An 11,945-nucleotide genomic window follows, 5' to 3' on the forward strand; every position below is an offset into this window, starting at 1 on the left:
GTCTGATGCCAGCATACTTTTTAGAACACCACCGTACATTGAAGTGTATGAAGCGGCCCGAGATCGTGTCCGTTTATATTATGATATTAAGGCGGCAGATATGGGCTTTCATATCCTACTAGGAGAAACGGACGTCGTCGGTAAAGGCTATGCTAAACCCATTATACGGTGCCTAACGGATTTTATATTCCAAAACAGTCGCGCTCGTAAAGTTATCGTAGAGCCTGATAGCAAGAATAAACCCATGTCGAAGATCTTGAACGCTTTGTCTTATGAGCCTCAAGGTGAGCTTGATATGCCCGAAAAAGTGGCAATGTTATATTTTTGCTACCGGGACACTTTCTATAACGCTCAAAATACGTCACCGGTAAGCGCTTAAGGCGTCATCAATGATAAAAAACGTAGGGTACAAAAGGAAAGCATGACGACATATGATATGTATTGTTTACCGCCAGCAGGGAGTAGCTCTATGTTGTATAGCGCTTGGCAAAAACTACTCCCAAGCTATCTTAATGTGATACCAGTAGAATATCCAGGCCATGGTATTAAAATGAGCACGCCATTATGCGATTGTCCAGACGTTCTTGCCCAAGAAATCGCTGAAAATATCAATCGAGACGTTAGCAAAAGACAGCACTCTTTTGCACTTTTTGGGCATAGTTTGGGAGCAGCGTTACTCTGGAAAGTCATTAATTATTTAGATGCGTCTACTCGCCCCTTTCTTAGTCTCATTATCGTCAGTGGTAGACCAAGCTATCAGCATACTCGGCATATGCCACTCAAGCATTTATTAACGGATGAGGAGTTAATTGAGGCATTAACGCATTATAACGGCACACCAAAAGCAATTCTTGACAACAAAAACACCTTATCTTTCTTTTTACGTATTTTGCGTAATGATTTTTTAGTGAACGATAGATTATTAGCAGACAATCCAAAGAAGACCACCGTGCCGCTACTGGCATTATATGGCGATGACGACACGGATATAGCTGACAAGACCAAAATGGATGCTTGGTCAGCTTATAGTGAAAACTGGCTAGGAAGTTACGTTTTTGCAGGCGGTCATTTTTATTTTAACAATCGTGAGGTGTGCAAAGAGATGCTACAAATAGTCACTTATGCCATTGAGTATACAACAACTACCATCTGATATATCGAACCGTATATAAGAACGCAGCATAAGTACCCAATATAAAAGCTGGTATCCGCCCAGCATTTAGTAATAAACCCCTATCGCCTTATTTTTTGAAGCCTATTTAAAATGACAAACTCTACCATCATTAAACCTATTTTAAAGCTTGCTATTCCATTGATACTCATACAGCTTTGCCAAGCCTCGCTCGGTATCGTTGATGCGATGGTTGCTGGACAATATAATTATAAAGATCTAGCCGCCGTGGGTTTAGGCAGTGCCATATGGACACCTGTCTTTCTTTTTTTTACGGGTGTGTTATATGTCTTTGTTCCTAAATTTGCCGCCCTTAACAATACTGTTGATACCAATAACGCCGATGCCAATAACATTTATCACGGCAATACACATATAGCGGCTCAAAAGCTCTTTTTACATGCCAAAAACGTTGCTTTTTGGCTGTCTATTATTGGATTCGTAATCATTGAACTATTAGCCTTTTCAGTCACTTGGTTTATTCAAGATGACGAGGTCAGTTTAATCACGAGAAATTATTTAATGTTTGTTGGCCTTGGGATGCCAGGTATTATTCATATGCTTATGTATAGAATAACGGGTGAAGGGAATAGTACCCTAAAACCTATTGTTTTAGTGAGCTTTCTACTGGTTATTATGAACGCTTGTCTGAATGTTATTTTTATCCATGGTTTTTTAGGGTTTCCTGAAATGGGTGGGATGGGATGCGGACTGGCGACGGCAGTAAGTGGGTATATCGCTTGTATGTTTTTAAAAAAACAGATTACTCAACAGTTACCTTGGGTTGCCAGTGCTGGTCATTCGGTCTCTGGTAATAATGTTTCTGTAGACAAACAAGATAGTAAACGCTTACTCATAGAAGGATTGCCCATTGGTTTTTCTTTTTTACTCGAAGTCATGGCGTTAACCGTGTTGGCTTTTTTAATCTCCACCTACAGTATTCGGCACATTGCTGCGCATCAAATTGTTTTAAACATCACCTTGGTTGCGTTTATGATTCCTGTGGCTATTGCGAATGCAACAACGATTCGCATCGCCTACTTTAATGGTATAGCGGATGCGTCAAACGCTGCAAAAGTGGCAATATTCACCCTGTTGGTTACGGTGGTGTATGCAACGATTATGGCCGCCTTATTAGTCGTTTACGATGATAAGATAGTGGGCTATTTTACCAATGACGATGGCGTAAAAGAGATAGCCACCATTCTGATGACATATGGCGCTGCTTTTCAATTTTTTAGTGCCATGCAAATGCTCATCAGTGGTGTTTTACGAGGTTTTGAAGATTTCGTAAAACCCTTATTGGTGATACTTATCAATTATTGGCTATTTATTGTTCCCATCGTTATCCTCTCTATTAAATTTAATTGGATAATGAGACTGTGCGTTGAAGACATATGGTTATTAATGGTAGTGGGATTGGCGGTGTCGTCATTTGTTCTTGCCATAGTATGCCGAAGAAAGTTTAAACATATACAGCTAGGCAGCTAGGCTGGACTAGCCGCCTAGCCATATCAATCAGTAGTGGCTTTCCAATATCCTTTAATATGGTTCTGCTTGCCAGTTAACTGGCGCTCATTACGTAAATAATGACGCACGACTTTACACGCCTTGCTTTCAAACGCGCCCCATACCCCGTCTATAGACTCAATATCTTTTAATATCTCAAGGGTTTTTAATCCTTGTTGATTATATGGGCTGACAATACGATGAATAGTCGCTCCTACCGGAAATTCATTATCGTCAAAGTAATCTTGTTCTAACGGTTGTTGACTTAAGATAACAATATGAGGCGGTATATCGTTTTGCCAAAAGTCCAGAATACCCGCCAAAGCAGGATAAGCCGTTTCATCAGCAATTAACACCGTTTGCCCCTCCTGTAAATGCGCGTGCTTGTCATCGGTTTCTGTACGACTAAAAACAATATCGCCCAAATTTACTGTTTCAATCCATAAGCTACCTGCACTATTTCCATGCGTGAACACATCCATATAACCTTGATTATTAAAATCAGATTTTTTACTCTTCCAAGCCGAGCGTAGTGTGTACAGACGAATATCTTTATTGATGGTTTTTACAATCTTTTGCCTTCTATCACTAGATACTTTTTTAAGCAGCCATAAGAATGCTTGATTGCCTCGTTTTTTTACTTGTTTGTTAACCTGTTCTTTTATGGAGGTGGTTAGCGAGGTGGTTTGCTGCTTGTCTGCTACTGTCTGCTGAAGGGGGAGGGTATTCAGTACTTTTAGTATCATTCCATAAGCATAGCCGGCATAATTTTCTGGTAGCGGTGTCTCACTATGTAGCGTCAACCGCGTCATGTTTGGCGTTAATTTTTGTTTACCAATCACCTCAAAGTAATGCTTTTTATTACCTGTTAAATCGCGACCTTGCTCCGCCATCGCAGTATATGCCAAATAAAGCACCTGTTCTTCTAAATCACCTTCAAGTTTAAAATCGACAAACAACTCTTGGGCTTTATTATTTACCTGTGCTGATATCAGCATCCCTTCTTTATAAATATCTATAATAAGAGGATTTGTAATTGCTAAATCGGGGTAATAATACGCTGCAATCGCTTGTACTTCTTCGATATGGTCTTGATTAAGATGCTCGATGATGTCTAACTTGGCATCTATATCTGCTATCGGCGTAAAGGGGCGGGTGGCTGGCATAAGGTAACCTGTGCTGTGCTAGTGAATAGAATTTAGGGTTTATTAAACAATTAACGGACCCTAGCGTAATAGAAGAAAATGTGTAGAAGCGATACTATAGTTGCCCACCCTTAAAGAGTTACGATGTAAGACTCGCTTAGCCTACTACTGTAGTACTTGCAATTATCTGCCGTGTACCACTTTTAAGGTTGATTAAGACTAAGGTCTGTCTAGGGCATGTCTCCAATTGGATTATAGAGATAAAAATGAGATAGATTGTTGTCAAACGCGAATAATTTCGCAGTTAATATAGACATATTGACTACGAATTAGACAAAGTTTGGCGGTAATATAGCCATTTTTAGCCCATAAATTGTAAATGAAGACACGCCCTAGATTAAGTGACTGAGATCTAGCTATTAAACATGGTTTGTTTTGCGCGCATAAATAAGACAATGATGAGGGTGAGAGAGATACTTGCCATTAGCACTTTGCTGTAGCCAAACGTATTGGCTGCCGTCATCGCTACACCTGCACAAACAAAGCCCATAAAAGAAAAAGTACCCAGTTGCAAGGTAAAGAACGTGGCTTTGGCAGATTTTAGGCTGGCTTTATCCATCGCAATTGTGGCAACAGTCGTCATGAGTGCAGGGTTTACTAAAAAGTAGGTGGTCACTGCACTATATACCATAAGCTTATTGGTGTAACCATAGCTTAGAGGTAAAAATAACATCAGTACCAAAGCTTGCGCTACCGTTAACATGAGCAATGTTTTAACTCGGCCCATTTTGTCAATAAGAAGACTGGCACTAAGCGCAGAAATCACCCCAATCACAGAACCGTATACTTTAGTCACAAAACCTATATCTGCAAACGTCCAGTGCGCATCCACCAGTATTGGATTCAATAGGGTAAAGCCGGCACTAAATCCGACAGGGTAAATTACTAATAAAATAAACCATGCCAGATTACTTCTTATAAATTGCCACATGGCGACTAACAAGATAACTAACGAGCGCGTTAAAGACGTCTTTTGCACAAACTGCGTAGCGGCTGTACGGGTATCAGCATTTTCTGGTAACTCTATTGTCGGCTCTACATAACGCAGCAGTTGTAACCATGAGATACTTGTTAATAACGCTAGCACAAGCAGTGCCCCTTGCCATTGTAGCCAAGGATATGCCATAAGTATCAGGCCACCACCAATAATATTACCCACAAGATTACCAGAGAACTGCACACTGTTTGCTCGTTGCCGCTCATTTTTACTAAAGATTTTGTTCGCAAGGCCATCTATCGCAACATCTTGCACGCTCACGGCCAAAGCATAAACAAGCATTAATCCTATCATTAGACTAAACTGTGTCGCAATATCTAGCATGCCGATGATAACCAATAAAATCATCATTAAAAACTGCGCTATAAGTAACCAACTACGATAGCGTCCTTGTAGCCGTCTATGCATAAATGCGGGACGAATAAGATCTATAAATGGGGCGTACAGTATCTTTAATAATAGCGGTAAGGCAATGATGTTTAATAAAGCAATTTTGTTTAATGGCATCCCCATATCGCGCATAATAGCGACTGAAGATGCAAAAATAAACGCCAGCCCGATATACTGAGTGATATAAATACTGGCAAGCAAAACCCAAGGCTTGCGATTGGAAGATATCCTCATCTGTTGTTACCTTAATAGTAGTGACAGTCTTAATAGTAATAACTATATTTAAGACCATAGCTTCTATCAGTTCCTAATATACCAACATTCATCGGATATATTTTTATATGCTCGTAGCGTTCATCTGTTAAGTTTTTACCCCAAATGCTTAGTTCGTGGTTGTAGCTGGTGAGTCCTAGACTAGCGTCAACCAAACCATAACTCTCAAGCTCAATACCATTGTACGCTTGCGCATAACGGTCACCCACGTAGCGATATTTTGCATCAGCGAACCACTGCGCTTTACCAAATACTGGCAATGTAAACAGTAAATCATCGTTGTATTGCATACTAATACTGCCACTGAATTTTGGCACTTGTGGCATGTGGTTATCTTCTGCCGTTAGCGGTAACATCCCCGGTCTAGCGGGTGGTGGTACTTCGCTAGCATCAGTGACCTTTGCATCGGTGTAGGCAAGTTGGGTTTTTATCTGCCAATTATTGGTCATTCGCCAATCTGCGGATAGCTCGATACCTTGACTACGGCTATCAACGTTGAACGTTTCACTTTTATATTCAGGAGGTGAGGCTGTTACGCTCATATGGTCGTCTTTCATTTTGTTACGATAAAGTGCCAACCCCAAATTTAAGCGATTGTCTGCACTGCGATATTTTGTACCAATCTCAGAGGCATCAATTGTCGTCGGCTTGTAATATGCAAGGGGGTTACCATAAGCCATGTTATTGTCATAATCGGCAAACCCACCGAACTTATGACCGCGTGATTGTAGTGCATATACCCGCCAATTAGGACTTATAGCATAGCTCAAACCAAAGCGTCCCGTCGTTGCGGTGTCCTCCAGCGTTTTACTGCCACTTTTTACATCATTACCCAATGGGTTATTATCATTGCCTTGCCAAACGGCATCGTGTGTTTGCTCTTCATTTGCCAAACGTAGCCCTGCTATCACATCTAGACTTTCGGTCGCAGGATACGTTATTTCACCAAATATGGCTTTCGTCTGGGTATCAAATGTTTTATCGGTAATTGCGTTGTTCGCACTACCAAGAGTGCTGTTTTTCAATAACCCATCTGGCATGTCATTTAAGTTCATTCGGGCATCGTTTTTCCACACCCTATCTTTGTTTGCGAAGTAGAGTCCTGCGACCCACTGGACTTCGCTCTCTGGCTTAGAGACCAATGTTATTTCTTGCGAAACCTGTTTAATCGATTCCTCTAAGTATTGACGATTGTTATCAGGATGGGTAAGAACCTCACTAAATATGGGCTGTTGGTCTTCTGGAATTCGGTATCCGCTGAATTGTAGGGACAACATCTCTGGCGGTAGGTAGGGGCGCAGAATATCGCTATCATAATGGTGATAACCTGTTTTTGACTCTATATCAGCAAAATCAAAAGCGGTACTATTCACCACTAAATTCAGGCCCTTAGCGGTGTTTGTATTTTCATGTGGTAGATTAAACGTGGCAACTTTATAAGTATCAAAATCTTTTTGTAGGACAGGAACATTATTGGTTTGCTCATCATGATAAGCGGTTAAGACGACATTATTGTCTTCGTTATCATCATGCCAACGCAACTTGGCTTGTATGCCTTGTTTGTCTTTTTTATTAAGCGGTTTGCCATCTTCTCGTTTTATCAGACTATTATCACGTTCCTCCAGCATACCTGCAATGCGAAAAGAAACATTATCCGTTATAGGTAGATTTAGCATCGCCTCGCCACGCTTAAGATTATGATTACCCACACCCACACTGACCCTGCCTTCTGTATAATCTGATGGGTCAAAGGTTTTGATAATGATACCACCAGCCTCAGCACTTGAACCCAATAGCGTCCCTTGAGGACCTTTTGCGACTTCAACTTTTTCAACATCAATTAAGTTTCGTGCCAATCCCGTTTTACCATTGCTGATACCATCTATTCGGACATCAACAGAATTATCATCAAGACTGGTAATACTTAACGAGCCTGTACCACGCATCCATAGTGTCGAGTAGCCCACATTACCACCATCGTGGATATCTATACTAGGTACATCTCGCAAGGCATCTGTTACCGTCACATATTGCTTGTCTTCAATTTCTTGCGCGTCAATCGTATCAACCACAAAGGGGGTCTTTAACTCGTCTTCTTCAATACCTCGAACATTAACAGTAATCGCATCAAGGGTGACAGTAGGCATGTCATCAGATGTCATTTCATTAATACCATTATTTTGTTCAGCGACCTCTTGCCTCTCAGCAAATTGTTCCGCATTAAAGGTTTGCACATTTGAGGACAGGCTATTTTCATATGGGGCTGCCAATGCTGTGGTAGGAATATATAAACTGAGTAATGGCGCTAGATATAAGGAGGGTATATATAAAGCATTAAATTTTTTAGTCGTTTTGATATCCTTACTGAGATGACGGTCACTGAGATAATATTGAAGGGAAGATAATTTGCTAGGCAACATATATAAATCCAAAGTAACATAAATGAAAAATAATGTTAATGATAATCAATATCACTTACAAAGTTAACACAAATTTTTAGACTATACGTAATTATTTAATAAAATCGGGAAAGTTACCGATTTATATCAATTTATCATATATTAATCCGGCATATAGCCATAAAACTTGTAAAACACCCGACGAAAATATTGAGTACTACTAAAACCAAGCTGATTAGCAATTGGAGCAATTTTTTGTCTCTCTTGTAATAGTTTCATGGCTAACTGCATGCGTTTATGAGTTCGATAATCACCAATCGTTAGAGTCGTTAATTTCTTAAATTCGGCCTTTAAATAACATTCATTTGTGCCTGTTTTTTGCGCAAGCTCTCGTATCGTCCAATTCTTATTGTAAAACTCATCAAGAAGCAGTTTGGCTTGATAAGCAGAATTAAGAACCTGTACTTTAGCCCCGCCTATTTCAGTAATACATTGTTTCAATAATAAACTCGTAAAGGTTAAGCATTGTCCTTGTAGTGCCATAAATTTAATATCATCAGTGGGACTAGGTGTGTTATAAACCTCCCAGCCCTGCATTACAAAATTTGCCGCTTTGGTAGTCAGGTTTAAAGGTAGAATTGACGAATCGGACATAGTCATTAATTTGGATATGATTAAATTATTGGCATCTGTCTGCTGCTCTATTTGTGTGGCTAATTTACCAACAAAGTCTTTATCTAGCTCAATATATAAGGCTTTAATGTCTTCCTTAGCACTAATAATTGTGCTCAATCTCCCTAAATCGCCTTTTATTAACCAAATGGCAGGCGCATTTATCGTTACTTGCTCAAACTGTTTTAGCTTGGTTCTATTTACCTGCCTTGCTTCTGTTTTTACTGTTGCTTTTACTCCTACTTTTTCTTCTATAGTCACTTTGTCGTCTAGCTGATATTCATAGCTCCCTTGCAAAACAATGTATAAAACATAACTGGTTTGGCAATTAGGATTAATGAATTGATGATTTCTATGAAAGTAGCAATTGACCCGTGATAGACCAATGCTACCGAAATCATAACGTTCAAAGTAGCCATCACCAATAGACTTATCAATATAAATGATTTGACTTAACTGATTAAACCGCTGTACATTTTTTACCATGCACCAGTCATTAATCATTTCTAATTGCTTATCAAACACATATTTCATTTTATCTCTTCTTATAATACTTTTAGGGGCTGTCCTAGATAACTAGTTCAAACCCTGTTTAACCCATTGTTTTAGTTGATGTAGATGCTATCCTATATAATTTTACTTATCTAGGACAGCCCCTAGTTTTATGGCAGTGATTAGAAAATTGCTTAAGGGGATCAATCGTCCACAGGATTGATTGTTTCGTTCTTCTTTATCTGATACCCACATGATTTTTTGGTCGAAATCAATCTGATTCAACAGTCCTGATGCATGAACGGCAGGTCGTATGCCTGTTTGAATGATGATAATATGCCATAGCCAAACGCTATAGCAGTTAAACTGCTCAATGTACCTGTCATGAAGAATATCCGAACCATGCTTTAATCGACCGTTATAGCTTTCTATAGCACCGTTAAGTCTAGTAAAAAATGCTTGGCAGGCATTCAGAGTTAATGGCATATTACTGCCTACATATTGCTTTAAATGATTACTTTTAATACCCTGTTTTGCTATATGACGTAGTTTGTTCTTGCTTTCCTTATCACAATGTTCAGTCAATAGGTGTATAGCACTGCTATAGGTACTCTCTAAATTTTGTGTGCTAATACTTGTGTAGTAAAGTGGTGAGCTGTGCTTAACATCAACACCAGTAATAATGTCAACGTGTAATGGCTGATGAAGTTCGTTGTTTATAATGGTATGCAAACCATTGTCGATATATTGATTACTTAAAGCGGGCAAGCTAAGTTGTTCTTTTAAATCCTTAAGTGATTTTTTTACATCCGAATTACTGACTATAATTTTCTCTGTAATAACTGCCTGTAGCTCAAATGGTAATGGCAATTTAAATTCATTGTGAACCGCCCCAGGATTGTCGGAGACTTAATATTCTGAGAGAATACGACAATGAAAAGACAAACTTATACTCCCGAGATGAAAGAACGCGCCGTTCGCATGCTGATTGAAGCGTCTTGCGATTACCCCTCCACATGGTCAGCTATTCAAGCCATTGCACCTAAGATTAGCTGTACACCTGAAACCCTGCGATCATGGCATAAGAAGCACATAGAGCAAACCATTCCGGCATCAGTACAAGCCCAAAGCCAAGAGCAACGTATTAAAGAGCTTGAACGCGAAAACAGAGAGCTCAAGCAAGCCAATGAGATTATACGTAAGGCTGCGGCTTTTTTCGCCCAGGCGGAGCTCGACCGCCCACTCAGACAATGGTTCAGTTTATTGATGACTATAGAGGTAGTTATGGGGTCGAGCTTATCTGTCGAATACTACCGATTGCCCCGTCAACCTATCATCGTGAAAACTATTTAGCTAACAATCCTGAAAAGCGTTCACTGCGCAGTCAGCATGACGACTATTATCTCAGCGAGATTAAACGTATTTGGCAGGATAGAAAATGCCGTTATGGTGTGCGTAAAGTCTGGCAGCAGATGAAGGCTGATGGCGTAAAGGTTGCTCGTTGCACCGTAGAGCGTTTAATGAAGCAGTATGGTATGCAAGGCATCTGGCGTGGCAAAGGCAAGATTACCACCAATAGCCGTGATGACCAGAAGCGCGCTGATAATTTGGTCAATCGTAACTTTAATGCCCATCATCCTAATCAGTTATGGGTGGCTGACTTTACTTATATCAAGACGACGAGCGGCTGGGTTTACACTGCCTTTATTATTGATGTGTTTGCTCGTGCTATCGTTGGTTGGAAAGTCTCTAATCGCATGAATACCGATATGGTTATGGCTGCGCTAAATCAGGCGATAGCAGACAGGAACAACCCTAAGGATGTCATTCATCACAGTGATCGAGGGGTTCAGTACTTATCCATTCGCTATACTGATAAAATGGCTGACTCTGGCGTGATTGCTTCTGTCGGTACAACAGGCGACTCGTATGATAATGCATTGGCTGAAACGGTCAATGGCCTATATAAGTCTGAGGTGATTCAATATTTAAAAGAGAGCTGGACTGGCGTCAACGATGTTGAATTAGCCACGCTTGAATGGGTGGACTGGTTCAATAAAACACGATTGCATAGTACGATTGGTTATGTGTCACCTTTTGAATTTGAAAAGCGGTATTATGATAGTTTAATCCTGTCAGGTGTTGCTGCCTGAATCAAGTAAATCACTCTCCGATAAAGTCGGGGCGGTTCACTAAGTTTCTACGACAAGGATGGATGGAAAATAATCTACTTAAACTGTTTCATAATATGGACTGTATCTCTTTTATTGTAGACTGACTATAGATTAATGGTACTGTTTCCAAAAAACCTACCAAAGAAGTTAAATTTTAAGGGCTTAGTAGAAATAATGACTGTCAATTTTTCTCTCATATTTATATTTAAAATTCAATTTTCTTTTTTGGAAACTTAGTTAAAGCAGTCCTTAACCAGTTAGATATTTTAGCCTTGGTCATATGGTTAAAAGTTTTTATATGATCCTGGTCCATATTGTGAAATTTACCTTCGTTATTGAACAGTTCCTTAATTGAAGAATTAGGATTAAATGAACTATCAACCTTCATTATAATTCCTGCTACTCCTGATTTATCAAGAATGCTCAATGGTTGACTATCAAACACAAAGTAATATTGTCCGTTTATGATAAGACGTAGAACATATATATATTTTGGAAACTTATCAGCAGTTGTTTTTAGTGTATTTAAAGCCTCACCTATATAACCTTTTTTAATTGCTTAGATTAACACATGAAGTGCAATACCAAATGCAAGGTGAAAAAAAGACCTAGATGCGCTAGCATCAAAGTTTTTATCCACCGACCAAAGTGAGATTGCAACCA

The 11,945-nt window shown here is 39.6% G+C and carries 9 protein-coding genes and 1 other annotated feature; of the genes, 4 read left to right on the plus strand and 5 right to left on the minus strand.

What is annotated here, in order from left to right; translation table 11 throughout:
* The 3 genes from ACT3SX_RS10605 to ACT3SX_RS10615 all read left to right on the plus strand — a co-directional run.
* Positions 1–379, plus strand: a 379-nt coding sequence (locus tag ACT3SX_RS10605; protein ID WP_444761722.1) for a GNAT family N-acetyltransferase, incomplete at its 5' end; no start/stop codon positions are given.
* Positions 380–421: 42 nt separating this feature from the next.
* Positions 422–1,153: a thioesterase II family protein gene (locus ACT3SX_RS10610; protein WP_060490650.1), complete on the plus strand. Its 732-nt coding sequence runs from the start codon at positions 422–424 to the stop codon at positions 1,151–1,153.
* A 111-nt stretch (positions 1,154–1,264) separates the two neighbouring features.
* Positions 1,265–2,662: an MATE family efflux transporter gene (locus ACT3SX_RS10615; RefSeq protein WP_192520252.1), complete on the plus strand. Its 1,398-nt coding sequence runs from the start codon at positions 1,265–1,267 to the stop codon at positions 2,660–2,662.
* A gap of 23 nt (positions 2,663–2,685) precedes the next feature.
* On the opposite strand, the gene ACT3SX_RS10620 is transcribed toward ACT3SX_RS10615, so the two are convergent.
* From ACT3SX_RS10620 to ACT3SX_RS10640, 5 genes are all read right to left on the minus strand, one after another.
* The gene (locus ACT3SX_RS10620) at positions 2,686–3,846 is read right to left on the minus strand and encodes a siderophore-interacting protein (protein ID WP_192520253.1); all 1,161 of its coding nucleotides are present in this window, start codon (positions 3,844–3,846) and stop codon (positions 2,686–2,688) included.
* Between the two features lie 391 nt (positions 3,847–4,237).
* The gene (locus ACT3SX_RS10625; RefSeq protein WP_192520254.1) at positions 4,238–5,506 is read right to left on the minus strand and encodes an MFS transporter; all 1,269 of its coding nucleotides are present in this window, start codon (positions 5,504–5,506) and stop codon (positions 4,238–4,240) included.
* A gap of 29 nt (positions 5,507–5,535) precedes the next feature.
* Positions 5,536–7,965: a TonB-dependent receptor gene (locus ACT3SX_RS10630; protein WP_442062976.1), complete on the minus strand. Its 2,430-nt coding sequence runs from the start codon at positions 7,963–7,965 to the stop codon at positions 5,536–5,538.
* Positions 7,966–8,106: 141 nt separating this feature from the next.
* Positions 8,107–9,150 carry a helix-turn-helix transcriptional regulator gene (locus ACT3SX_RS10635; RefSeq protein ID WP_192519480.1) on the minus strand — a complete coding sequence of 348 codons (1,044 nt, stop codon included), beginning with the start codon at positions 9,148–9,150 and terminating at the stop codon, positions 8,107–8,109.
* 102 nt (positions 9,151–9,252) lie between these two features.
* The gene (locus ACT3SX_RS10640) at positions 9,253–9,978 is read right to left on the minus strand and encodes a hypothetical protein (protein ID WP_192519481.1); all 726 of its coding nucleotides are present in this window, start codon (positions 9,976–9,978) and stop codon (positions 9,253–9,255) included.
* A gap of 63 nt (positions 9,979–10,041) precedes the next feature.
* On the opposite strand from ACT3SX_RS10640, the gene ACT3SX_RS10645 reads away from it, so the two are divergent.
* Positions 10,042–11,261 (plus strand): IS3 family transposase gene (locus ACT3SX_RS10645; protein ID WP_225736916.1). Its coding sequence is split into 2 segments (ribosomal slippage): positions 10,042–10,327 and positions 10,327–11,261, totalling 1,221 coding nucleotides; the frame shifts between segments, so codons are not numbered across the junction.
* Positions 10,317–10,433, plus strand: a sequence feature (AL1L pseudoknot). (Overlaps the previous gene by 117 nt.)
* Positions 11,262–11,945 lie beyond the last annotated feature (684 nt).

This window comes from Psychrobacter sp. AOP31-B2-9 (assembly GCF_052378005.1).
Classification (GTDB): domain Bacteria; phylum Pseudomonadota; class Gammaproteobacteria; order Pseudomonadales; family Moraxellaceae; genus Psychrobacter.